General features: G+C 73.7%; 23 protein-coding genes and 1 pseudogene. 5 read left to right on the top strand and 19 right to left on the bottom strand.

From position 1 onward, the window contains the following. Positions 1-49: 49 nt before the first annotated feature. From IF22_RS0116765 to IF22_RS0116740, 6 genes are all read right to left on the bottom strand, one after another. Positions 50-1,288 (bottom strand): beta-ketoacyl-[acyl-carrier-protein] synthase family protein, encoded by a 1,239-nt coding sequence (locus IF22_RS0116765; RefSeq protein ID WP_030332997.1) that lies wholly within the window; start codon positions 1,286-1,288, stop codon positions 50-52. After that, positions 1,285-2,901 carry a class I adenylate-forming enzyme family protein gene (locus IF22_RS0116760; protein WP_030332996.1) on the bottom strand — a complete coding sequence of 539 codons (1,617 nt, stop codon included), beginning with the start codon at positions 2,899-2,901 and terminating at the stop codon, positions 1,285-1,287. The genes IF22_RS0116765 and IF22_RS0116760 overlap by 4 nt, the downstream gene beginning before the upstream one ends. Next, the gene (locus IF22_RS0116755) at positions 2,898-3,344 is read right to left on the bottom strand and encodes a beta-ketoacyl synthase chain length factor (protein WP_051708548.1); all 447 of its coding nucleotides are present in this window, start codon (positions 3,342-3,344) and stop codon (positions 2,898-2,900) included. Before IF22_RS0116755 ends, IF22_RS0116760 begins: the two co-directional genes overlap by 4 nt. A 167-nt stretch (positions 3,345-3,511) precedes the next feature. After that, on the bottom strand, positions 3,512-4,618 hold the full coding sequence (locus tag IF22_RS0116750; RefSeq protein WP_030332991.1) for a beta-ketoacyl-[acyl-carrier-protein] synthase family protein: 1,107 nt from the start codon (positions 4,616-4,618) through the stop codon (positions 3,512-3,514). Then, a complete protein-coding gene (locus tag IF22_RS0116745) occupies positions 4,611-4,856 on the bottom strand; it encodes a hypothetical protein (protein ID WP_030332989.1) in 246 nt (81 codons plus the stop codon). The genes IF22_RS0116750 and IF22_RS0116745 overlap by 8 nt, the downstream gene beginning before the upstream one ends. Then, positions 4,856-5,122 (bottom strand): acyl carrier protein, encoded by a 267-nt coding sequence (locus tag IF22_RS0116740; RefSeq protein ID WP_030332988.1) that lies wholly within the window; start codon positions 5,120-5,122, stop codon positions 4,856-4,858. The genes IF22_RS0116745 and IF22_RS0116740 overlap by 1 nt, the downstream gene beginning before the upstream one ends. A gap of 15 nt (positions 5,123-5,137) precedes the next feature. Here IF22_RS0116740 and IF22_RS0116735 point away from each other — a divergent pair, with 15 nt between their 5' ends. Beyond that, positions 5,138-5,824: a 4'-phosphopantetheinyl transferase family protein gene (locus IF22_RS0116735; RefSeq protein ID WP_030332986.1), complete on the top strand. Its 687-nt coding sequence runs from the start codon at positions 5,138-5,140 to the stop codon at positions 5,822-5,824. Here IF22_RS0116735 and IF22_RS0116730 read toward each other — a convergent pair. The 11 genes from IF22_RS0116730 to IF22_RS0116680 form a co-directional block, all read right to left on the bottom strand. Continuing rightward, the gene (locus IF22_RS0116730) at positions 5,752-7,101 is read right to left on the bottom strand and encodes a class I adenylate-forming enzyme family protein (protein ID WP_030332984.1); all 1,350 of its coding nucleotides are present in this window, start codon (positions 7,099-7,101) and stop codon (positions 5,752-5,754) included. The two genes, IF22_RS0116735 and IF22_RS0116730, sit on opposite strands and share 73 nt — an antisense overlap. A 383-nt stretch (positions 7,102-7,484) precedes the next feature. After that, entirely contained in the window at positions 7,485-8,312 is an 828-nt protein-coding gene (locus tag IF22_RS0116725) for a M55 family metallopeptidase (protein WP_030332982.1), read from the bottom strand. Positions 8,313-8,454: 142 nt separating this feature from the next. Continuing rightward, positions 8,455-8,772 carry an antibiotic biosynthesis monooxygenase family protein gene (locus tag IF22_RS0116720; protein ID WP_030332980.1) on the bottom strand — a complete coding sequence of 106 codons (318 nt, stop codon included), beginning with the start codon at positions 8,770-8,772 and terminating at the stop codon, positions 8,455-8,457. Next, entirely contained in the window at positions 8,769-10,016 is a 1,248-nt protein-coding gene (locus IF22_RS0116715; RefSeq protein ID WP_030332978.1) for a beta-ketoacyl synthase N-terminal-like domain-containing protein, read from the bottom strand. The genes IF22_RS0116720 and IF22_RS0116715 overlap by 4 nt, the downstream gene beginning before the upstream one ends. After that, entirely contained in the window at positions 10,013-11,287 is a 1,275-nt protein-coding gene (locus tag IF22_RS0116710) for a beta-ketoacyl-[acyl-carrier-protein] synthase family protein (RefSeq protein WP_030332977.1), read from the bottom strand. The genes IF22_RS0116715 and IF22_RS0116710 overlap by 4 nt, the downstream gene beginning before the upstream one ends. Continuing rightward, positions 11,284-11,688 (bottom strand): cupin domain-containing protein, encoded by a 405-nt coding sequence (locus IF22_RS0116705; protein WP_030332975.1) that lies wholly within the window; start codon positions 11,686-11,688, stop codon positions 11,284-11,286. Before IF22_RS0116705 ends, IF22_RS0116710 begins: the two co-directional genes overlap by 4 nt. Continuing rightward, entirely contained in the window at positions 11,681-12,433 is a 753-nt protein-coding gene (locus tag IF22_RS0116700; protein ID WP_051708546.1) for an SRPBCC family protein, read from the bottom strand. Before IF22_RS0116700 ends, IF22_RS0116705 begins: the two co-directional genes overlap by 8 nt. Next, positions 12,430-13,860, bottom strand: a complete 1,431-nt coding sequence (locus IF22_RS0116695) for an acetyl-CoA carboxylase biotin carboxylase subunit (protein ID WP_036411591.1) — start codon at positions 13,858-13,860, stop codon at positions 12,430-12,432. The genes IF22_RS0116700 and IF22_RS0116695 overlap by 4 nt, the downstream gene beginning before the upstream one ends. A gap of 19 nt (positions 13,861-13,879) precedes the next feature. Continuing rightward, positions 13,880-14,413, bottom strand: a complete 534-nt coding sequence (gene accB / locus IF22_RS0116690; RefSeq protein ID WP_051708544.1) for an acetyl-CoA carboxylase biotin carboxyl carrier protein — start codon at positions 14,411-14,413, stop codon at positions 13,880-13,882. Further along, positions 14,410-16,164, bottom strand: a complete 1,755-nt coding sequence (locus IF22_RS0116685) for an acetyl-CoA carboxylase carboxyl transferase subunit (protein WP_030332967.1) — start codon at positions 16,162-16,164, stop codon at positions 14,410-14,412. The genes accB and IF22_RS0116685 overlap by 4 nt, the downstream gene beginning before the upstream one ends. Then, positions 16,161-16,499 (bottom strand): TcmI family type II polyketide cyclase, encoded by a 339-nt coding sequence (locus tag IF22_RS0116680; protein ID WP_030332965.1) that lies wholly within the window; start codon positions 16,497-16,499, stop codon positions 16,161-16,163. Before IF22_RS0116680 ends, IF22_RS0116685 begins: the two co-directional genes overlap by 4 nt. Positions 16,500-16,921: 422 nt before the next feature. Between IF22_RS0116680 and IF22_RS0116675 the strand changes: the two genes are divergently transcribed. The 4 genes and pseudogenes from IF22_RS0116675 to IF22_RS36450 all read left to right on the top strand — a co-directional run bounded on the left by IF22_RS0116675 (position 16,922) and on the right by IF22_RS36450 (position 21,122). Further along, a complete protein-coding gene (locus IF22_RS0116675) occupies positions 16,922-17,719 on the top strand; it encodes an AfsR/SARP family transcriptional regulator (protein WP_030332963.1) in 798 nt (265 codons plus the stop codon). 93 nt (positions 17,720-17,812) lie between these two features. After that, a pseudogene (locus IF22_RS0116670) lies at positions 17,813-18,139 on the top strand (TcmI family type II polyketide cyclase); the annotation flags it as partial. Between the two features lie 115 nt (positions 18,140-18,254). Then, positions 18,255-19,604, top strand: coding sequence for an FAD-dependent oxidoreductase (locus IF22_RS0116665; protein WP_030332959.1), 1,350 nt, complete (start codon positions 18,255-18,257; stop codon positions 19,602-19,604). A 294-nt stretch (positions 19,605-19,898) separates the two neighbouring features. Continuing rightward, entirely contained in the window at positions 19,899-21,122 is a 1,224-nt protein-coding gene (locus IF22_RS36450; protein ID WP_036411589.1) for a hypothetical protein, read from the top strand. Positions 21,123-21,468: 346 nt separating this feature from the next. Here the strand turns inward: IF22_RS36450 and IF22_RS0116655 are convergent, their stop codons facing one another. Both IF22_RS0116655 and IF22_RS34435 read right to left on the bottom strand, forming a co-directional pair. Then, positions 21,469-22,185 carry an isocitrate lyase/PEP mutase family protein gene (locus IF22_RS0116655; RefSeq protein WP_030332955.1) on the bottom strand — a complete coding sequence of 239 codons (717 nt, stop codon included), beginning with the start codon at positions 22,183-22,185 and terminating at the stop codon, positions 21,469-21,471. A 36-nt stretch (positions 22,186-22,221) separates the two neighbouring features. Next, on the bottom strand, positions 22,222-22,386 hold the full coding sequence (locus IF22_RS34435; protein WP_209444567.1) for an SDR family oxidoreductase: 165 nt from the start codon (positions 22,384-22,386) through the stop codon (positions 22,222-22,224). Positions 22,387-22,391 lie beyond the last annotated feature (5 nt).

Genomic DNA, 22,391 nt, shown 5'->3' with positions numbered 1-22,391 from the left:
TTCCCCCCGCGTTGCCGTCCGGGCGCGCCCGCCCGGGATGCCGCCTCGATCACCCCCTCGGCTCGGCGACGCGCGCCAGCACCAGGCTCACGTTCTGGCCGCCGAACCCGAACGAGTTGGTGACCGCGTACTCCGGGTCGGCCTTGCGGGGCGCGCCACGGATGTGGTCCGCCGGGCAGGCCGGGTCCGGGTCGTCGAGGTGGTACGTCGGCGGCAGCAGCCCCCGACCGAGCGCCACAGCGGTGACCGCCGCCTCCACCACCCCGGAGGCGCCGAGCAGGTGACCGGTGAGCGCCTTGGTGGAGCTGACCGGCACGCCGCCGACGCCGAAGACGTCCGCCAGTGCGGTGGTCTCCGCGATGTCACCGAGCTTCGTGCCGGTGCCGTGCGCGTTGACGTAACCGACCACCGCCGCCGGCACACCGGCGCTGCGCAGGGCCCGGCGGATGCACGCCGCCGCGCCGGCACCGTCCGGTCGGGGGGCGGTCGGGTGGTACGCGTCAGTCGTCGCGCCGTGCCCGGCCACCTCGGCGTACCCGGTGACGCCGCGCGCCGCGGCGTGCTCGGCGCGCTCCAGCACCAGCAGCGCGGCGCCCTCGGACAGGACGAAACCGCTGCGGGAGGTGTCGAACGGTCGGCTCGCCCGGCCCGGGTCGGTGCCGGCGCGCGCCAACGCCCGCGCGTTGCCGAAGGTGTCGGCGAAGGTCGGGAACAGCGGTGCCTCGCTGGCCCCGCACAGCACCACGTCGGCTTCCCCGGTCGCGATGAGCCGGACCCCGTCGGCGATCGCCTGGGCGCCGGAGGCGCAGGCGGTGCCGACCGACGAGCTGTAACCCCGGATGCCGTGGGCGATGGCGATCCGCGCCGCCGGCATGTTCGGCAGGATCCCGGTGAGCAGGTACGGGCTGACCGCCGCCCGCCCCCGGGCCGCGCGGGCCAGCACCTGCGACTCCAGGGTGGCCATCCCGCCGACCCCGCCGACGATCACACCGATCCGGTCGGGATCGACGTCGCGACCCACCTCGATGCGGGCGTCGGCGAGGGCGTCGGCGGCGGCGATCAGGGCGAGCACGACGATCCGGTCCAGGACCCGGGCCTCCGGCCCGGACGCGACGGTACGCGGGTCGATGTCGGGCAGCACGCCGGCGACATCCAGCGACTCCCGCGCCGGGTGCCCCTCGGCCGGACGGGCCAGCCCGGACCGGCCGGTGGTCAGGGCGTCGAAGGTCTCCTCGACCCCCCGCCCGACCGGGGTGAACAGCCCCATCCCGGTGATCAGCGCGGTCACGAACGCGCCTCGGTGAGGTAGCGCTCCCGCAGGACCACCTTGCGGACCTTGCCGGTCACGGTGACCGGGATGTCGGCGGAGCGCACCGGCACGACCCGGCGCAGGGTGGCGCCGACGTCGGCACCGAGGGCGGCGCGGACCCGCTCGGTGCGGTCCTGCGCCTCGTCCGCGCCGGCGGCCAACTCCAGCAGCACGTCGGTGACCACCACCCCGGCCTCGGCGACGATCACCACTGTGCAGTCGGTGACGTCCGGGCAGGCGGCGAGGATCCGCTCCTCGGACAGCGCCGTGTAGAAGCGCCGCCCGTCACCCGCGTCGACCGAGTCCACCGCCCGGTCCAGGTGGTAGTAGCGGCCGTCGGCGTCGGCGCGGACCAGGTCACCGGTGAGGTACCAGCCGCGCTGGCGGAAGCGGTAGGTGGTGACCGAGTCGTTCCAGTAGCCCCGGAACAGCGACGGCGAGTCGATGCCCAGGAAACCCACCTCGCCGACCGGCACCGGCTCACCGTCGGCGTCGAGCACCGCGACGGTGGCGAACTGGTACGGGCGGCCGATGCACCGGCCGTACCGGTCGGTGTCGGCGCGGTGGGTGATGTGGAACATCGAGTGCCCCATCTCGCTGGAACCCAGCCCGTCGATGAAGACCGACCCGGGCACCTTCGCCACCCCGTCACGGGTGACGGTGTCGTGCCAACCGACCGCCACGAGGCGGCGGATGTGCGGCTCGTGCGAGGCGTCTCCGGTGTTGAACCACAGCCGCACCGAGTCCAGGTCGTACCCGGACAGGTCGAAGCGGGCCAGCTCCGCCCAGGTGACCGAGAAGCCGAACACCCCGTCGGGGCGCCAGCGTTGGATCGCGTCCAGCACCTGCTCGCCGCCCTGCTCGGACAGCAGGAACATCTGCGCGCGGTTGCCCAGCGCCTGGTTGACCATCAGCACCGTCGCGGTGTGCGGTGCGGGCAACGCGTTGAGGATCCGGGTGGTGCCCTGCGCCTGCGGCATGGTGAGCAGGTGCCGGGTGGCCGCGAAGAGGCTGGCGTGTGAGTGCAGCACCGCCTTGGGCACCCCGGTCGTCCCGGAGGTGTGGGTGATGACGATCGGGTCGTCCGGGTGGTGCCGGTAGTGCGCCGGCGCGGCGGCCGGGTCGCCCGTGCCGGCCTGCGCGGGGGTGCCGAGCAGCGGCACGCCCAGGTCGTGCCCGGCCAGCAGCGCGGTGTGCGCGTCGTCGGCCAACACCCCGACGCCCCGCAGGCGGCGGATGTACTCGGCGGCGATCTCCGGGCGGAGCTTGCCGTTCATCAGCGCCGGGATCGCGCCGAGGCGGGCCAGCGCCAGGAAGCTGAGCACCATGTCGGCGGCGGCGGTGGCCCAGACGGCGACCGGGTCGCGGGGGCGTACCCCGTGTTCGTGCAGCCAGGCGGCGCGGGCGGCGACCCGTTCGTCGAGCTGCCCCAGCGTCAGTGGCGTCTCGGCGGGGTGCCCGTCGACGGCGGTGTCGAAGGTCAGGCCGGGCCCGTCCGGGTCGGCGCCGTGCGCCAGCACCCGGGCCAGGACGTTGCCCGCCCCCAGTTCGGTGTCGGCGGCCAGTGCGCCGCGCAGTCCCCGTTTCCTCATGGTCGTGCTCCTCCCCCCAGCAGCACCGCGACCGCCTCGGTCGGCCCGTCGGGTGCCTGTTCGATCAGGATCAGCAACACCTCGTCGGCGTCACCGTCGTCGCGTAGCAGGTCGGCCTCGGCGACACCGTCGGTGTACGGGTCGCCGGTCGGGCTGAGACAGACCACCGGACCGCGCAGGCCCCACCGGGCGGCGATGTGCCCGGCGACGCTGTTGGGCACGGACTGGAAGAAGAACAGCGGGCCGACCCGCCCGCCGGCCTCGACGGTCGCCCGTACGTGTCGGGCGCTGGCCAGGTCGCCGCTGGCGCTGACCAGCACGATCCCCGTGCGCACCTCGGGTGGCACCTGCTGGGTGCCGTACCCCCGCCGTAGGCACCGTTCGGCGACGGCCACCACCACCGGTGCGAAGTCCGAGTGCACGAACCCCGGCACCCCCGCCACGCCGCCCTCGTCCCCGACCTCCGGCCACCAGGCCCTCGCCCGCTCCCCCGCCCCCGCCCCCGCCCTCTCCCTCTCCCCCGGCGATCTTGAAGTTTCGGTCGTCGTTTCGGGCGCTTGGTCGGATTCGTCGGGACAGAAAGTGCACGATCGCGGGGAGTTGGCGGCGGTCATCCGACGCCGACCAGGAGCGCGGTGTTGGCGCCACCGAAGGCGGCGTTGAGGGTGAGGGCGTGGGTTGCCGTCGTGCGGCGTGGAGCGGTGGTGATGACGTTGAGTGGGCACGCCTCGTCGGGGCCCCGCCAGCCGGCGTTGACCGGCAGCTCACCGTGGCGCAGCGCGAGGGCGGTGACCACCAGTTCGAGCAGCCCGGACGCCTCCAACGCGTGCCCGTGCACCGACTTCGTGGAGCTGACCGGGACCTCGGTGGCGTGCCCGCCGAGGGCCCGGCGCAGTGCGGCAGCCTCGGCGGCGTCGCTCTGCGCGGTGCCGGTGGCGTTGGCGTTGACGTAACCGACGGCCTGCGGTGTCAGCCCGGCCCGGCGCAGCGCGCCGCCGACCGCGCGGGCCAGCCCGGACCCGCCGGGCTCCGGCTGGCAGGGGTGGAACGCGTCACCGGCCCGTCCCCAACCGGCCACGGTGGCCACCGGATCGGCGCCACCGCGTCGTCGGCCGCTGCTCGACTCCAGCACGACCGCCGCCACGCCGTCGCCGAGCAACAGCCCCCGCCGGCCGGCGCTGAACGGGCGGACCGCCCCGTCGACCGCGAGGGCGCGACCGGCGTCGAAGAGCGCGAACTGGTCCGGCTCCACCAGGTAGCCGGCGGCGACGACCACTCGTTCGACGTCACCGCGGGTGATCTGAGCGGCGGCGTCGGCCACCGCCGTGCTCGCCGACACGCAGGCGCTGGTGTAGACCCGGGTGTGCCCGGAAAGGCCACATCGGGCGGCGAGCTGACCGGCGAGCACGGCCGGGGCCGGGCCGGTGGCCGGTCCGCCGTGGACGGCGAGCAGCAGGGCGCACCCGGTGCGGCCCTCGCGGTCCAGGCCGGCCGCCCGGCAGGCCTCGTCGATCGCGGCGGCCAGCTCGTCGGGCAGCGTGCCGACCTCGGGCACTGTGGCCGCCACGGTGACCCGACGGGCGGCGGTGTCGAACCGGCGTACCGGGCCGAAGGCCGGCACACCGGCCAGCACGCCGGCAAGCTGCGCGTCGGCGCCCCGACCGAGGGCGCTGACGGCGTACACACCGGTGAGCTGGGCGACGCGCGCCTCAACCATCTGTGGGGGCGGTCAGCGACGCCCGGAACACCGCCAGGGCGTCGTCGACGGTACGGATGCCGACCAGCTCGTCGTCGGCCAGGTCGAGCCGGCGTTCGTAGCGCTGCTCGACGAGGTGCACCAGCCAGGCGAGCTCCATCGAGCCGATCCGGTCGGACACCTCGGCGGCTGGTTTCGCGGTGAGTTCGGCGAGCATGCTCAGCAGGTCAGCTCGCCCCAGATCGGGCTGACCGCTCATCAGACCGGGTCGCTCGTGGCCTCGGCGACACGCTTGGCGACCATTGTGGTGAACTCGCCGACAGTCATCAGGGCCAGCTGCTCGGACTCGTCGTCGGCGAACGTCACGCCGTAGCGGTCCTCGACCCGGACGGACAGGTCGGCCAGGGCGAGAGATTCCAGGTCGACGCCGGACGGGCCGAGTGTGGTGTCGTCGTCGAGCCCCTCGACGTCGTAGTTCATGTCGGCGAGCTGCTCGACGACGAAGGCGCGGACCTCGGCTCTCATGGATACCCTCTCTGCGTGGGCCAGCTGACGGTGTCCGGTCGGGACACCGCCTACGTGTGGGTCGGCCGGGACACCGGCGGTCAGCCGGATCCGGCCGCTGTGCTGTTGCGGCGGGCGGGTGCTCTGCTGCTCGGCCGCGCGGAGACCGCCGTGGTGCTGACGCACGACAGCGCGGGACGGCCGGTGGTCCGGGTCGACGAGGTGACCGGACCGGTCGAGCTGGCGGTCAGCGTCAGCCGCACCGCCGGGCTGGTGGTGGTCGCCGCCCGTCGGGGCGGCGCGGTCGGGGTGGACGTGGAACGGATCCGCCCGCTGCCGGCGCTCGCGCTGGCCCACCGCTGGTTCCCGCCCGCCGAGCTGGCCTGGTTGGGCGATCGGCCCGAGGCTGGCCGGACGGTGGACTTCCTGCGGTTGTGGACCGCGAAGGAAGCGGTCGGTAAGGCGCTCGGGCGGGGGTTGCGCGACGGCGGGCTGCGCCGGTTGATGCCGACGCCGGGGCTGTCGTTGCGGCTGGTGCCCGGCGTCGAGCCCGTACGGGTCGGTCACCCGCCGCTGGGCGAGGGCCTGGTCCTGGCGGTCGCCGGGTACGCGGCCACGCGGGTCGACGTCGAGGTGGTGCAGGGGCCCGGTCACGGGCTGACCGCCGAGCGCAGCGCGTCGGTCGAGCGGACCAGCTTGCCGGTGGTGGTGCGGGGCAACTGATCGAGCAGGTGCAGCGTCCGGGGCCGTTTGTAGCCGGCCAACCGTTCGGCGAGGAGCTTGTCCAGCGTCTCCTCCGACAGCGGGCCGTCGGGTTGGACGTACGCGGTGATGCCGTCGTCCCAGACCACCACCGCGGCGGCCACACCGGTCAGCTCGGTGACGGTGGCCTCCACCTCGGTCAGGTCGACCTTCATCCCGCCCACGGAGACCTGCGAGTCGAGTCGACCGCGCACGGTGACCAGGCCGGTGTCCTCGTCGACGGTGCCGGCGTCGCGGGTGTGCAGCCAGCCGTCGGCCCAGCGGGTCGGGTCGCTCAGTCCGACGTACGGCGACGCGGGGCAGGACACCCACAGCTCACCGCCGCGCTCCCGGACCTCGATGCCGGGCGCGGGGGCGATCGACGGTCGGTGTGCGCCGTGCAGGTCGGTGCCGATGACCCCGACCTCGGTCATCCCGTACATGTTGCCCAGGGGCACCCCGTACCGGTCGGTGAACGCCCGGGCGGCGGCGGCCGGCACCAGTTCACCCCCGGTGGTCATCCGCCGCAGCTGCGGCAGGGTCCCGGCCGGTCGGGTGGAGGCGAGCAGTCCGATGTGGAACGGCACGCCCAGCACGGTGGCCGGTGTGGTGCCGGCACTGATGGCGGCCAGCACGGCGTCGCCGCTGAGCCGCTGGGGCGGAACCAGCTCGACCCCGGCGTGCAGACCGTAGAGCAGGCCACCGACCAGGCCGAGCACGTGCACCATCGAGGGCAGCAGGATGATCCGCTCGCCGGGCAGCGCCACCCCGTCGATCCGGGTGTAGCGGTGCACCTCGGCGACCAGGTCGGCGGCGGTGCGGCCGATCACCTTGGACGGTCCGGTGGAGCCGGAGCTGAGCTGGATCACGGCGTGACCGCTGACCGCCGGACGGTCGGCATAGCGGGTGACGCCCTCGGTGACGTCGACGAAGATCTTCAGCGCGCCGCCGCCGGTCCGCAGTGGAGCGATCACCACCTGCGGGGTCAACCGGAGCAGCGCGCGGTCCACCTCGTGGTCGGTGAGCCGGTGGTCGAGCAGGATCGCCTGACCCCCGGCCCGCCAGGTGGCCAACAGGTTCACCACGTACGCCAGGGACGGTGGCAGCCGCAGCGCGGCGGCGCCACCGGGGCGCAGTCCGGCGGCGGTGAGCCGGTCCTGCGCGGCGGTGACCAGGCGGTGCAGGGTGGCCCGATCGATCGGCTCGGGCAGTCGGAGACAAACGTCGGTCGGGCGGCCCGCGAACAGGACTTCGTCCACCCAGCCGGGGTCTGTCGCCGTAGGATCTTCTGCCGTCACTGCCGTTCACCGCCCAGCACGAAAGAGGGCGAATCCGCCCATCAGGTACGCTTGTCGGGGTGCTGCGGGGAACCATACGACGCCACCATTGCCATTGCTAGATGCAAATGGATGGATCAAAAGCAGCGGCCAGCCGGATTGCCGACAGCCCGTTCGGCGGACAGAATCGGGCGGGTGACCCGGCACAGCGTCACCGAGGCATGACGCCTCGTACAACCGTCGCGCGCCCTCAACCGGACGGCCGATGGCGTCGGTCGCCGGCTGGCCCGACGAGGGTGGTGCGTCGCGCCCCGCCGGCTGCTGCCCGGCCGCCGTGGGCGCGTTCGGCGATGCGGGTACGCGCGCTAGTCCGGTTTGATGCTGGCGAGTTGAACCAGCAACTGAACGAGCCGGTAGGCCTCGGCGACGTCAACGGCGCGGAAGGCGACCGTCCGCCCGCCGCCGACGCGGGCCACACCCGGCACCAGCACCGCGAGGTCGACCATGTACGGGCCGTAGAGGTCGACCTCGACGTGCAACGGCCCGGCCATCGTCACCGGGGGAATCGAGGCGCGCCGGGCGATCGCGTCGGCGGCGGCGTGACGCAGCCGCTCCCGCGCCTCCTGCGGATGCAGCGCCACCGCGGCGGCCTGGCCCACTGTCTGCTTGACGGCGACGGTGACCGCCGAGGGCACCAGCTCACTGAATTCCGCGCAGGCGGTGTCGTCCCCGCTGAGCAGAACCACCGGCACGTCCAGGTGCCCCGCCATGGCGACGTTGAGGCCGATCTCGCCCAGCGATCGTCCGGCCACCCGCACGTCGAGGATGGCGTCGCTCATCGTGTGCGCCAGCACGGCGGGCCCGGCACCGGCCCGGGCGTGATAGCCGATGAGCAGGACGGCATCCGTGCCCTCGTCCAGCCCGGCGAGCATGCCCAGCGGGCGGGGTCTGCCCCGCACCAGGTGGGCACGCCGGTCGAGGTCCTCCGGCAGGAGGTTCCGGAACGTTCCGTGCGCGTCGGCGACCCACACCACCGCGCCGGGTTCAGCGTCGAGAACGCCGGCGATCGCCGCGTTCGCCTCGGCCGTCATCAACGCCCGGCCGCGCTCATAGTCGTACCGATCCGGGTTCGTCTCACTGGGATGCACAACCCCCGAGAGGCCTTCCATGTCCACAGAGACCAGCACCTTCATAAATCCCGAACCTACGCCCCCGCGCGACCCCGCCCCACCGCGCCGATCTTGCACTTTCGGTTGTCGAAACGGGTGGCATGTCCCCTATGCCGCGACACCAAGTGCAAGATCGCGGCGAGGCGAGCCGTGGGGGCGCGGACGGTCAGGTTAGGGCTGGGGTTTGGGCGTGGATGTGGAAGCGCAGGGAACGGGCGTCGGTGAAGCACTCCCGCATCGGGCGGACGAGGTCCCGGTGTTCGGGGCTGCGTTCCCAGTTCTCGAAGTCGGCGAGACTCGCCCACTCACTGGTGATCAACCACTGCTCCGGGTCGGTCGACGAACGGCACACCTGGTCGACGAGGTGCCCCGGCACGCCACCGGCGACCAGGTGCCGCACCTGCTCGTACGCGGCGAGGAACGCCTCGGTGCGCGGCACCGGCACCCGTACCAGGAAGACCACCCGGGCCCGCTGCTCGGTCATGACGGCTCTCCCCTCATCGGCGCGGCCCCGCGCAGGACCAGCGCGCTGTTGAATCCGTCGAAGCCCCGCGCACACACCAGCGCGAGCCGGCTGCGCGGCCGGCGGTGCTCCCGGAGGAAGTCCAGCTCGCAGCCCTCGGCCACCTCGTCCGGGCCGGCCGACGCGGGCAGCGTGTCGTGGGCGAAGGCGAGCAGCGCGGTGGCCACGTCCAACGCCGAACCGCCCTGGTACGCCCGACCGGTCAGCGGTTTATGGGTGGTCACCGGCGGCGGCCGGTCGGCGAACACGGCCCGCAGGGCCTCGGCCTCGCTGCGGTCGTAGCGGGGCACCCCGAGCGCGTCGGGCAGCACCACGTCGATGCCGGCCGCGGCGACACCCGCCCGGTCGAGGGCCAGGCGCATGGCGCGCGCGTACTGGGCCGGGTTGCCGGCACTGTCGGCGGTGGTGTGCGCGGCGTCGTGGGTGGACCCCCACCCGCTCACCTCGCCGTAGACCCGGGCACCCCGGGCCAGGGCGTGCCCCAGCTCCTCCACCACGAACACCGCTCCGCCCTCGGCCGGCAAATAGCCGCTGGCCGTGGCGTCGAACGGCCGGTACGCCCGCTCCGGGTCCGCGACGTCGCTGAGCAGCCCCGAACGCAGCTGGCAGGCCAGCGCGTACGGGCTCAACGGGCACTCGGTGGCCCCGGCGATCACCACCGGGGTGCCCCGGCGTACCGCACGGGCGGCGTGCGCCAGGCTGTCCAGCCCACCGGCCGACTCCGCGACCAGCACCCCGCTCGGGCCCTTGAACTGGTGGTGGATGGAGAGCTGCCCGACGCTGGCCGCGTAGAACCAGGCGATCGACTGGTACGCCCCGACCGTGCGTGACGTGCCGCCCCACAGGCGCTGCAGCTCCCGCTGACCGAACAGGTTGCCGCCGGACGAGCTGGCCAGGGTCACCGCGTAGCCGTACGGGTCGGGTGCCCGCTCGGGCAGGCCCGCGTCGGCCAACGCCAGCCGGGTGGCGGCGAACCCGAGGTGGGTCCACCTGTCGGTCTGCACCAGCTGCCGGCTGTCGGCGTACGAGTCGGCGGTGAACCCGGGCACCTCCCCACCGAAGCGGGTCGGGTAGCCGGACGGGTCGAACAGGGTGATCGGCCCGGTCCGGCGGGTGCCGGCGAGCACCGTACGCCAGTGCGCGTCCGCGCCGATGCCGCTGGGCGCGACCACCCCGATGCCGGTCACCACCGCCCGGGACGTCACGCCGCCACCGCGCCGACCATCCGACGGAACACCATCGCCGACTGGAAACCGCCGAACCCGCTGCCCACCGAAAGGGCCACGTCCACCGGGACCTCCCGGGCCTCGTTGGGCACGTAGTCCAGGTCGCACTCCGGGTCCCGGGTGCTCCAGTTCGCCGTCGGGGGCACCACACCGAACTCGATGGCGAGGGCGCACGCGGCCATCTCGATCGACCCGATCGCGCCGAGCGAGTGCCCGACCATCGACTTGATCGAGCTGATCGGCACCCGGTACGCGGCCTGGCCCAGCGCCCGCTTGAACGCGGCCGTCTCGTGCCGGTCGTTCTGCCGGGTGCCCGAGCCGTGCGCGCTGATGTAGGAGACCTGCTCGGGCAGGATCCGACCCTGCCGCAGCGCGTCGGTGACGGCGAGGCCCATCTCCAACCCGTCCGGGCGCAGCCCGGTCATGTGGAAGCCGTTGCTGCGGCTGGCGTAGCCGGCCACCTCGCAGTAGATGTGCGCCCCCCGCCGCCGGGCGTGCCCGGCCTCCTCCAGCACCAGCACCGCCCCACCCTCTGCCAGCACGAACCCGTGCCGGTCGGCGTCGAACGGGCGCGAGGCGTGCGCCGGGTCGTCGTTGTCCGGACTGGTCGCCTTGATCGCGTCGAACGAGGCGACGGTGACCGGCGAGATCGGCGAGTCGGACGCGCCGGCCAGCATCACGTCCGCCTCACCGTCCACGATCATCTGATGGGCGTACCCGATGGCGTCGATGCCGGAGGTGCAACCGGTGGACACCACCTGCGCCGGGCCGTGCCACCCGTGCCGGCAGGCCACGTCCGCCGCGAGGCTGCTGGGCACCAACGCCTGATAGAGGTACGGGCCGCCGCGCGCCCCGTCCACCAGCCAGCGCCGGCCGTGCTCGCTCACTGTGACGTACTCCTGCTCCAACGCCATCGTGCCGCCCACCGCGGTGCCCAGCACCACCCCGGCCCGGTCGCGTTCCGCGTCGGTGAGCACCAGTTGGGCGTCGGCCACCGCCTCGGCGGAGCAGGCCAGCGCGAACTGCACGTACCGGTCGGCCCGGCGTCGCTCGGTCTCGCTGAGCCCCGCCGCTACCGGGTCGAAGTCGCACTCCGCCGCGATCTGCGACCGGAACGCCGACGGGTCGAAGAAACTGATCCGCCGGGTGGCGGTCCGCCCCTCGGTGATGGTCTTCCAGAAGCGGTCCCGGCTGGCGCCGCCCGGGGCGACCACCCCGATCCCGGTCACCACCGTGCGGCGCCCAGTCATGATCCGCCCCGCTGTTCGACCAGTTCGGTGTCGACGTGGCCCAGCTCGGGGCGGGGGGCGAGCGGGCCCAGGTGGAAGACCACCTCGGCCGGTTCGACGCCGGTGTTGCGCAGCCGGTGCCGCACGTTCACCGGAACGAACAGCCCCTCACCGGCGGCCAGCAACGTCGGTTGGTCGTCCAGGTCCACCGTGATCGCGCCGCGCACCAGGTAGAGGAACTCCTCGCTGTACGGGTGGTAGTGCTCGGCGATCCGCTCCCCCGGCGCGAGGGTGGCCACCCCGAGGAAGCCCGAGGTGCTGCCGACGGTGCGGGGGCCGAGCAGCACCCGCAGCTCACCGCCGCGCCGACGGTCGGCGGGGACGTCCCGCGCGGCGATCGGGCGGGTGCTCAGGTCACTCATCGTCGGCCTCCGTCGACCCGTCGCCCACCGAAACGCCCTGGTCGGCGCGCTGACGGGCGATCCGCTCCACCCGGTCCTTGATCACCGCGAGTTGGATCACGCTGTTGGTGTTGATCCGTTCGGTCATCCCGGCGTTGTCGACCGGCGCGGTGGGCTTCATCGCGAAGTCCTGCGTCCAGGTCATCCGGGTGCCACCGGCCTCCTCGGTGTAGCGCCAGTGGATGCGCATGTACTCGAACGGCCCGGTCTCCACCCGGTGCGCCCGGACCTGCCTGCTCACCGGGTCGGCGGTGCGTTCACTGACCCAGCTCCAGGTCGTCCCGTTCTCGTCGGGGTACATGGTGAGCCGGAACCGCACCGTGTGCCCCTCACGGTGCAGGATGTCCACCACGGCGTACTCGGTGAACAGCTCGGTCCAGTTCGCCACGTCGTTGGTGACCTCCCAGACCAGCCCGAGGGGCGCGTCGATGACCACGCTGTTCTCGGTGTGCCCGGGTGGGTCGGTGCGGCGGGCGACCAGGTCGGCGACCGCCGGGATGCTCAACTGCCCGGCCTGCTCGGGGATGCTCACCTGCCAGCGGTCGGCGACCACGGCGGACAGCTCCAGCAGGGCGAGTGAGTCCATGCCCAGCTCCTCCAGGGACGCCGCGGGCGCCCGGGCCGCGGCGTCGGCGTCCAGCCCGCAGTGCGCCACCAGGATGTCGGTGATCTCGGCGGTCATCGGGCGACCATGGGTGACGGTCATCGGGTCCTCCTGTGTGTTGCGTCGGGATCTGCGGCGGGCGCGGTGCGCGGTGCGGGGGTGGCCGTCGGCTGGTCTGTCGGCTTGGCGAGCAGACGGTCGACCAGGCCGGTGGTGTAGCGGCCCTTGCGGAATGCGGCGTCGTCGAGCACCCGCCGGACGAACGGGATGGTGGTGTGCACGCCCGGGCCGGCGACATCGAACTCGTCCAGGGCACGTTCCAGCCGGTTGAGGGCCAACTCACGGTCGGGCGCCCAGACGATCACCTTGGCCAGCAGCGAGTCGTACCAGGGGCCGACCAGGTAGCCGGCGCTGGCGTGGGTGTCCACCCTGGTGAACGGGCCGCCGGGTGGCGTGAACCGCTCCAACCGCCCGGGGGTGGGGGCGAAGTCGCGTCCGGGGTCCTCGGTGTTGACCCGGCACTCCACCGCGACGCCGTGCAGGCGGATCTCCTCCTGACGCCAGCGCAGCGGCACCCCGGCGGCGATGTGCAGTTGCTCGTGCACCAGGTCGATTCCGGTGACCATCTCGGTGACCGGATGTTCCACCTGGATCCGGCAGTTGATCTCCAGGAAGTGGAACTTCTCCTCGGTGTCGACCAGGAACTCCAGCGTGCCGGCGCCGACGAAGCCGACCTGGAGCGCACCCCGCAGTGCGGTCTCGGCGATGGTGTCGAGGACGGCGGCGGGCAGCGCCGGGGCGGGCGCCTCCTCGACCAGTTTCTGGTGACGCCGTTGCACCGAGCAGTCCCGGGTGCCCAGGTGCACGCCATTGCCGTGAGCGTCGCAGAGCACCTGCACCTCGACGTGGCGCGCCTCGGTGAGGTACCGCTCGACGTACACCCGGTCGTCGCCGAAGGCGGCCTGCGCGGCGGCCCTCGTGCGGGCGTACGCCCGGCGCAGCTCACCCGGGGTGCGCACCACTGTCATCCCGCGGCCCCCGCCCCCGGCGGCGGCCTTCACGATCACCGGGTAGCCGACGGCCTCGGCCACCTCGGCCGCCGCGGCGGCGGTCGGCACCGGCGCGACGCTGCCCGGCGACAGCGGCAGACCGGCGCGGCTCATCAGGGCCCGGGCCGAGGACTTGTCGGCCAGCGCGGTCATCACCGCCGGCGGCGGTCCGATGAACGTCAGCCCGTTGTCGGCGCAGATCTCGGCGAAGTCGGCGTCCTCGGAGAGGAACCCGTAGCCGGGGTGCACCGCCTGCGCGCCCACCTGCCGGGCCGCCTCCACGATGGCGGCGGCGTTGAGGTAGCTGCGCCGACTCGACGCGGGTCCGATGCGGACGGCCTGGTCGGCGAGGCGGACCGCCGGCGAGTCGACGTCGGCCGCGGAGTAGACCACCGCCGTTCGCACGCCGAGTTCCTTGCAGGCGCGCAGCACCCGCAGCGCGATCTCGCCCCGGTTGGCGATCAGCACGGTCTCGAACATGGTCAACCACCCCGCGTCGTCATGCCGGGTCCAGTTCGACGAGCGGCTGGTCGTACTCGACCGGCTGGCCGTCCTCGACGAGGATCGCTGCCACCCGGCCGGCCCGGTCGGCGGTCACCTCGTTCATCAACTTCATCGCCTCGACGATGGCGACCGGCTGACCGGGCCGGACCAGATCGCCGACCGCGACGAACGGCCGCGCGCCGGGCTCCGGCGACCGGTAGAAGGTGCCGACGATCGGGGCCCGCACCGCGGCGCGTCCCGGCACCGGCGGCCGGATCACCGCGGGCGGGGCGCCGGGCCCCGGCACGGGCGTCGGTGCCGCCGCCTGGGCCGGTACCGCGGGCACCTGCGCACGGGGCACGTCTTCGGGATGCCACTCGACCTCCAGCACCGCCGGCCCGCTGCGCAGCCGGATCCGGCGCACCGGCCCGGCCAGCTCGGCGATCAGGTGCTGCGCCTGCCGGCGCAGCCCGGCCAGCGCCTCCTCGCCGTCCGCCCCGACGTCGTCGGACGCCTCGACAGTCGACACCGCCGGCTCCCCGGCGCTCATCGCCGAACCGCCCGGGCACCGGTGCGGTACGCGCCGAACCGCCGGAAGCGTTGCCGGCGCAGGCGGACCAGCATGGCGGGGGGCACGTCCAGCAACGGCAGGAGGTTGGCCAGCAGGGCGGCGCGCAACCGGTGGGCGGTCTCCGCCGGGTCGTCGTGAGCGGCGGTCGGCGGCTCCGACACGACCTCGTCGACCACCCCGAGCCGGCACAGGTCGGGTGCGGTCAGTCGCAACGCGCGGGCGGCCTGCGGCGCCGCGGACCGGTCCGGCCAGAGGATCGCCGCACACCCCTCGGGGCTGATCACCGAGTAGACGGCGTTCTCCAGCATCAGGACCCGGTCGGCCACCGCCAGTGCCAGCGCGCCGCCACTGCCGCCCTCCCCGGTGATCACCGCGAGCACGGGGGTGGGCAGCACGGTGAGGGTGAGGATGTTCTCGGCGATGGCGGCGGCCTGACCCTGCTCCTCGGCGCTCACCCCGGGGTCGGCTCCGGGGGTGTCCACCAGGGTGACCACCGGCAGACCGAGCCGGGCCGCGAGGCGCATCAGCCGCAGCGCCTTGCGGTGCCCGGCCGGGCTGGCCATGCCGAAGTTGCGGGCGACCAGCTCGGCGGTGGTGTGCCCCTTCTGGTGGCCGATGACCATCACGTGCCGGCCGGCCAGCCGCGCCACCCCACCCACGATGGCCGGGCAGTCCGCGCCGAGCCGATCGCCGTGCAGCTCCACGAACCCGTCGAAGACGGAGTCCAGGTAATCGAGTGTGGTGGGTCGTCCGGGGTGCCGGGCCATTCGGACGGTGTCCCACGCGTCGCGTACCGCCGGGGGGTCGGCGGGGGTCGGGGTGGCGACGGGCGGGCCCGCCGGCCGCGGGTGGGCCAAGCCGTCGTCGGCGAGGCGCTCGTGGCGCGACGCCAGCTCCTGCCGGGGTACGGGCGTGCGCGCCGGACGCCCGGCGCGGGTCGCGGCGAGCAGCGCCACCAGCCGTCCGCGCAGCGACCGGCGCTGCACCACCATGTCGACCTGCCCGTGTCGCAGCAGGAAGTCGGCCGTCTGGAAGCCCTCCGGCAGGGCCCGCCCGGTGGTCTGGCGGATCACCCGGGGGCCGGCGAAGCCCATCCGCGCGCCGCTCTCGGCGAGCACCAGATCGGTGTTGGTGGCGAACGAGGCGGCCACCCCGCCGTAGGTCGGGTCGGTGAGGACGCTCACGGTGAGCAGCCCCGCCTCGCGCAGCGCGGCGATGGCCTGGCTGACAGAGGCCATCTGCATCAACGACAGCGCACCCTCCTGCATCCGCGCCCCACCGGAGGCGGTGACCAGGACGAGTGGGATGCGATCGTCCAGCGCCCGTTCGGCCGCCCGGGTGATCAGCTCGCCCACCGCGCACCCCAGGCTGCCGCCGAGGAAGCGGAAGTCCATCACCGCCAGGACCACCGGGTGCCCACCGATGGTGGCCGTGGCACAGACGACCCCCTCGGCCAGGCCGGTGCTGGCCCGGGCGCCGGTGAGCCGGTGCCGGTACGGCAGCACGTCGACGAAGTCGATGGGGTCGGCCTCCGGCAGCTGGTCGGGCAGCGGGCGCAGCGAGCCCGGGTCGACCAGTTGGCGCAGGCGTTCCGGCGCGCCGAGTCGGGCGTGCTCCCCGCACTCGGGGCAGACGTCGAGGTTGCGCCGCAGCCGTTTGCGGTAGAGCAGGCTGGCGCAGCCGGCGCATCGGGACCAGAGCTGCTCGTCGCGCGGCGCGGTGGCCGTCACGACCGCCGCCCGGCGTCCGGGGCGTCGAACCGGTAGAAGCACCGGGCCATCGCGTCGCGCGGTGAGCGCCACGTCGGCAGGTACGGCGACACGTACGGACGCAACCGGTCACTGACCCTGATGAACTCGGGGTGGCCACGGGCGGCCTCCACCGCACCCTCCGTCGGCTGCGCGGTCTCGAGCAGGTGCACATAGAGGTCGTGCAGTCGGTACAGCGAACGGTGCCGGACGCCGACCAGGCGCGGCAGTTCCGTACTGTCCGACTCGGCGAAGATCTCGGCGACCCGCTCCTCGGCGGTCGGATCGACCTTCGCGATGATCAGCGATCGGTCCATGCTGGGCCTCCCCCCACAGCGTCCGGCCGGCCACGGGTGGCCCCGGACGCGCTGGACGACTGCCGACACGATGCGCCGATCCTCGTCACGGCGGCGTCACCGCGCCGGGCCGGCCATCGACGCATGACGGTGACGCTGCGTTGACGCAACCTGTGCATCAGCTATGTGTCCGCCACGCGCAGCCCGCCAATGTTTGTGCAGTTCAGAACCGATCTCGGGTTGACTGTCGCGAATAGAACGACCACTGCGACGTTGACCCACCGTGACCATCATTGATAATCTTCAGCTTGGTCAGCCCGGCGACTCGGCGGGCGGGGCCGCGCCCGGCCGCGCCGTGATCGGCGGGTCGACAGTGGCGTCGCGGGCAACCGATCCGGGACACAGCAGACAGTCGGGACGAGCGTTCCGCAGGGGGTGCCGCCGTGGCCGCTGATCCGTCCGTGCCGACCGCCGGAGACCCGCCCGAGGAGGGCGTGTCCCTGCACCTGCTCGGAGGCTTCCGACTCCTCCGCGAGGCGGTGCCGGTGGTGGTGCCGCGCGGGCTGCAACGGGTGATAGCGCTGATCGGGCTCCGCCCCGGTGCCACCCGCAGTCAGCTCGCCGGCCTGCTCTGGCCGGACGCGTCGGAGGAACGGGCGCTGTCCTCGCTGCGCACCGCCCTGTGGCGGCTCCGACAGGACCCGTGCTGCCCGATGACAGTGGCCGGCGACACCGTCCGCCTCGGCCCGGCGGTCCGGCTCGACGTGGACGACCTGGTCGGCACCGCGGCCCGGGTCCGCGACGGCGACGACCCCCGCACCGCGGCCGGGGCGCTCGCCGCCGGGCGGCACGACCTGCTCCCCGGCTGGTACGACGACTGGGTGCTGCTGGACCGGGAGCGCCTGCGCCAACTCCGCCTGCACATGCTGGAACAGGTGGCCGGGCACCACCTGGCCGCGGGACGCCATGGTGAGGCCCTCGAAGCCGCGCTGGAGGCGATGGCCGCCGAGCCGCTACGGGAGACGCCCCACCGGCTGGTGGTGCGCATCCACCTGGCCGAGGGCAACGCGTTCGAAGCCGTGCACGCCTTCTACGTCTACCGGGACCTGCTGCGCCGGGAACTGCGGCTGGAACCGAGCCCGGCCATGAGCGCCCTGCTCGACGACACCCTCGCCCCGATCCGCCAGGCCAGCCGCGCCGCCGTCACCGACCGTCCGTCACCAGCCGGTCGGCGGACGTGACGGTGACGTGACAGGCGCTGCGGCACGGTGGGCGCACAGAGCACGTGGCACCGACCCGGGAGGGTCGGGCAGGCCACCGGCGGAAGGGGTCCCATGAGTCGTCTACTGATCGTCAGTCGGATCATCCCGGGAGCGGAGGGGCGGGTCGCGCAGATCTTCGCCGAATCCGACGCCACCGAACTCCCCAGCCTGACCGGTGTCACGCACCGATCCCTGTACTGCCTGCACGACCTGTGCGTACACCTGCTGGAGACCTCGGACGACGTCGACCCGGACGCGCTCGCGGCGGCCCGCAACCACCCGCTCTTCCAGCAGGTCAACGAACGACTCTCCGCGCACACGTCGCCGTACCTGCCGACCTGGCGCTCGCCCCGGGACGCGATCGCGGGCTGCTTCTACCGCTGGGACGCCACCGACGCGCCAACGGCGCGCCCAGCCAGCACCGCCGCGCCAACGGCGCGCCCAGCCAGCACCGCCGCGCCAACGGCGCGCCCAGCCAGCACCGAGGCACCCGCCGCGCACCCGGCCGGCTGACATGTCCGCCGCGCCGCCGCATGTCCTGATCATCGGCGCGGGCACGGGCGGGTTGTGCCTGGCGCACGGCCTGCGCCGCGCCGGGATCACTGTCGCCGTCTACGAACGACACCGCGACCGCGCCGAGGGGCTGCTCGGCTACCGGGTCGGCATCGGCCCCACCGGTAGCCGGGCGCTGCGGGAGTGTCTGCCCCCGGAGCTGTTCGCCACCTTCCTGGCCACCTGCGCCCGTCCGCCGCACTACTTCAACGTGGTCACCCAGGGGCTGCGCCAGACCGCGTCGTTCGCGCTGCGGCCGAGCGACGACCCGGTGCGCACCGAACACTCGGTGGCCCGGATGGTGCTGCGCCAGGTGCTGCTGACCGGCCTGGAGGACGTGGTGCGCTTCGACAAGACCTTCACCCGGTACGAGCAGCGCGACGACGGCACTGTCACCGCGCACTTCGCCGACGGCAGCACCGCCACCGGCGACCTGCTGGTGGCGGCCGACGGCACCCATTCCGCCGTACGCCGCCAGTACCTGCCGCACGCCGTCACCCGCGACGCCGGGACGATCAACATCGCCACCCGGGTTCCGCTGACCCCGCACACCCGCAGTCTCATTCCGGAGCGGGTCCAGCAGGGCATCTCGCTGATCTTCGGAGTCGGCGGGATGATGGGCGTGCTGCACGTCATGGAGTTCAAGTGGGACGCCGAACGGGCGATCAAGCCCGGCGTCAGCGAGGCCGACGCCGCCCTGCTGCGCACCTGGCCCGGCCTGGCCCACGACACCACCACCGACAACATCAATCTGATCATCTGGAGCGCGGCCAACCGGTTCCCGGCCGACGTCATGCAACGCCGCGGCCAGGAGTTGGTGCAGGTCGCCCTGGACCTCACCACGAACTGGCACCCGCACCTGCGGGAACTGCTCACCCACGCGGACCCGGCCAGCGCCCTGCCCATCAAAGTGTCCACGTCCGAGCCGGTGCCGCCCTGGAAGAGCAGCACCGTCACCATGCTCGGTGACGCCATCCACACCATGACCCCTGGTCGCGGTGTGGGCGCGAACACCGCGCTGCGCGACGCCCGGCTGCTCTGCGAGCAGCTCAGCCGCGCCACCGCCGGCGACAAGACCCTGGTCCAGGCGGTCGCCGACTACGAGGCGGTGATGGCGCCGTACGGCTTCGCGCGGGTCGCCGAATCGTTGAACCGCAGCGGCACCAACGGCGACGACCGGATGTACCGGCCGGTGGTGGGCCGGCTCGCGCTGCTCGGCGCGCGCGGCTATTTCGGAGTGACCAGCCGGGTGCCACGGCTGCGGCGCCGGTTCGTCGACGACTTCCACACCTACGAGGGCGACCGGGACTGAACCCGGTTCTGCCCGACCCGGGCTCGGCCTCCCCGCCGGGCCCGGGTCTCGTCGTGTCCGGCGCGCACCACCCGACCGACCGATGGGTGGCCCGCCGCACGCCCGCCCCGGTCTCATCGGCCCCGGTTCCGGTGCGATCGGGCGACTCTGTGTCACCCGGCAGGCACCGGCTGAGGTGGCTGGCCCACCCGCGACGCTGACGACCGATCCTGTCTGTCGTCGGCAATACGCGTGTGCGAAGCTGCGGCGAGTTTTTCTCGTGACTTTTCCAACGAGCTGAGAGGGAGGTTCGCCGTGGCGTGGTCTTTCGGACACTCGCTGATAGTGGTACTGGCACTGTTGCTGGGCCTGGCCGCCGGTTGGCTGCTGCGCGGCCGGCGGGGCGTACCGGGCAATTCGATTGTGGATGGTGACCCCGTCGCCGGCCTGGCCGTGATCTCCACGCCCACGCCGGCTGCCACCACCGACGAGGCGGCGCCGGCGGCCGCCGTCGACCCGGCACCCACCGCCGTCGCCGACGAGCCGGTACCGGTCGACACGGTCAGCGCGCCGGCAGCGACGACCGAACCGGACGGTCCCACCCCGGTGCCCGTGCCAGCGGACGCCCCGAGCGGCGTCGACCCGGCGGACATGGCGCTGACCGAGGACCCGCCGTCCGTACCTGCCGCCGAGCAGCCCGACGCCGCTGAGCCGCGACCGGAGCCGGCCGTGCAAGCGGCCGCCGAGCCGGTCAGCGCCGACGAGCAGCCGGCCCCGGCGGCAGTGGTCGCTCCGCGCCAGCCCGCGGACGACCTCCCGTCCGCCGACACGCCGCTCGACGCGACCCGGACCGATGATGCGCCGGCAGTCGCGCCAGCCGACGACGCGCCGATCGACTCGACGCCGAACGATGTGACGCCGGCCGACGACGCACCGGTTGCGGCCACCCCGGCCGACGACGCACCGGTTGCGGCCACCCCGGCCGACGACACACCGGTTGCGGCCGACCCGGCCGACGACGAGGCGACCAAGGCCACGGCGGTCGACCCGACGTCCGCAGCGGTGCCGGCCGACCCTTCGGTTGCTGAGCCGACGCACGCCGACTCCCTGCACGCCGAGCCGACGCACGCCGAGTCGGTGAGCGCGGGCTCCGTGGCCGGGCCGGCGGATGCCAGTGAGGAGACCGAGCGGTCGGCGGTGGCGACGCCTCCGGTCCGGCCGACCACCGCGGCGGCCCCGCCGGTCCGGCCGTCCTCCGACACGGCGGTCAGCAGCGTCGACGCCGACCCGACGGGCCCGGCCGACGACTTCCGCCGGATCCAGGGGATCGGGCCGAAGATGGCGGCGGCGTTGCAGGACGCTGGCGTGCGCACGTACGGCCAGCTCGGCGAGTTGGACGAGCCGGCGCTGCGCGACCTGATCCGGGCCGCCGGCCTGCGCGCCGCACCTGGTCTGGCCACCTGGCCGCAGCAGGCCCGGGTGCTCGCCGGAGCCGTCGACGAGATGGCCGCCGTGCTGCCGAACGGCAACCAGGCCTGATCGTCTGCATTCGAGCCCCCGGCAGCCGTCCACCAGGACGGCGCGCCGGGGGCTCGGCCGTAGCTGCCGAACCACCCTCCGACGCCGGCCGCACCGGTGATCGACTCGGCATCGTGGGAACCGCGCCAACCGCCCGACTCCGGCAACCGACGTCGCCCACCCCAAGATCGTGCTCGATCCTGGGTGTAGGGGTGTCGGGCGCGGCCGGATGCGACTACATCCAGGATGTTGCGCGATCTTGCGAACGGCAGCGGCCGCGTGACCGGCCGCGCGTGAGGAGTCGCGCAGCCGGGCCGGAGCGGTGGCGGGCTGGGCCGGACCGGCGGAGCGCGGGTGGCGTCGAGCCTCAGGCCCGCAGCTCGGCGGCGAGGTCGCCGATCGACGCCATCGCGTACCGCTGCATTGCCGGGCCGAAGGTGATGCGGGTCGCGCCCTGCCGGCCCAGCTCGGCCACCGACGCCCGGTCCGGGCCGGCGACCATGTTGATCGGGCCGGAGATGCCCTCCCGCAGCTGCGGGAGCAGCTGCGGCGGGGCCAGGATCGGGTAGACGCAGTCGGCTCCGGCCGCCACGTAGAGGCGGGCGCGTTCCATCGCCTCGACGGGGTCACCCGTCCCGACCAGGAACGTGTCGACGCGCGCGTTGATGAAGAGCTCCTCCCCCGCCTCCGCACGCACCTCGGCCAGCCAGTCCGCGTGCCGCCGCGGATCCTTCAGGGTGCCGTGCCCCTCCGAGTCCTCCAGGTTGCAGCCGACGGCACCGGCCTCCACCAGTCGCCCGACCAACTCACGAGGGGCCAGGCCGTAACCACCCTCGACGTCGGCGGACACGGGGACGGAGACGGCGCGGACGATGCGCGCGACCGCCGCGAACATCTCGTCCGGCGGGGTCGCGCCGTCCTCGTAGCCGAGCGACGCGGCGACACCCGCGCTCGGGGTCGCGAGCGCCGGGTAACCGGCGTCGGCGAGTACCCGGGCACTGGCCGCGTCCCAGGGGCCTGGCAGGACGAGCGGGTCACCGGCGGCACGGTCGTGGTGCAGGGCACGGAAGGTGGCGGTGGTCATCGTTCGGTCTCCCGGCGGGGCTGCGAAGGGGCGGGCTCAGGCGGTGTATCCGCCGTTGGAGTCAAGCACGGCGCCGGTGATGTACGAGGCCGCGGGGCTGGCCAGGAACGCGATGACCTCGGCGGGACCGCTGACCCGTTGGATCGCGAGGCTGGACACCAGGCCCGTGAGCATCTCCGGGTCCGGCGGCACGCGCTGCACGCGTT

Origin of the sequence: Micromonospora parva (assembly GCF_000718515.1) — a bacterium.
In the GTDB taxonomy this organism is placed as follows: Bacteria; Actinomycetota; Actinomycetes; order Mycobacteriales; family Micromonosporaceae; genus Micromonospora; species Micromonospora parva.
The sequence above is the reverse complement of the archived record's forward strand: the minus strand, read 5'-3'. Positions and strand labels throughout refer to the sequence as shown.

Bases quoted from the DNA above. Each gene is read 5' to 3' on its own strand.
- IF22_RS0116655 (WP_030332955.1), bottom strand. From the start codon at position 22,185: ATGACCACCGCCACCTTCCGTGCCCTGCACCACGACCGTGCCGCCGGT.
- IF22_RS0116760 (WP_030332996.1), bottom strand. From the start codon at position 2,901: ATGAGGAAACGGGGACTGCGCGGCGCACTGGCCGCCGACACCGAACTG.
- IF22_RS0116700 (WP_051708546.1), bottom strand. From the start codon at position 12,433: ATGACCGTCACCCATGGTCGCCCGATGACCGCCGAGATCACCGACATC.
- IF22_RS0116740 (WP_030332988.1), bottom strand. From the start codon at position 5,122: ATGAGAGCCGAGGTCCGCGCCTTCGTCGTCGAGCAGCTCGCCGACATG.
- IF22_RS0116665 (WP_030332959.1), top strand. From the start codon at position 18,255: ATGTCCGCCGCGCCGCCGCATGTCCTGATCATCGGCGCGGGCACGGGC.
- IF22_RS0116745 (WP_030332989.1), bottom strand. From the start codon at position 4,856: ATGAGCGGTCAGCCCGATCTGGGGCGAGCTGACCTGCTGAGCATGCTC.
- IF22_RS0116695 (WP_036411591.1), bottom strand. From the start codon at position 13,860: ATGTTCGAGACCGTGCTGATCGCCAACCGGGGCGAGATCGCGCTGCGG.
- IF22_RS0116720 (WP_030332980.1), bottom strand. From the start codon at position 8,772: ATGACCGAGCAGCGGGCCCGGGTGGTCTTCCTGGTACGGGTGCCGGTG.
- IF22_RS0116710 (WP_030332977.1), bottom strand. From the start codon at position 11,287: ATGACTGGGCGCCGCACGGTGGTGACCGGGATCGGGGTGGTCGCCCCG.
- accB (WP_051708544.1), bottom strand. From the start codon at position 14,413: ATGAGCGCCGGGGAGCCGGCGGTGTCGACTGTCGAGGCGTCCGACGAC.
- IF22_RS0116705 (WP_030332975.1), bottom strand. From the start codon at position 11,688: ATGAGTGACCTGAGCACCCGCCCGATCGCCGCGCGGGACGTCCCCGCC.
- IF22_RS0116725 (WP_030332982.1), bottom strand. From the start codon at position 8,312: ATGAAGGTGCTGGTCTCTGTGGACATGGAAGGCCTCTCGGGGGTTGTG.
- IF22_RS0116750 (WP_030332991.1), bottom strand. From the start codon at position 4,618: ATGGTTGAGGCGCGCGTCGCCCAGCTCACCGGTGTGTACGCCGTCAGC.
- IF22_RS0116680 (WP_030332965.1), bottom strand. From the start codon at position 16,499: ATGGACCGATCGCTGATCATCGCGAAGGTCGATCCGACCGCCGAGGAG.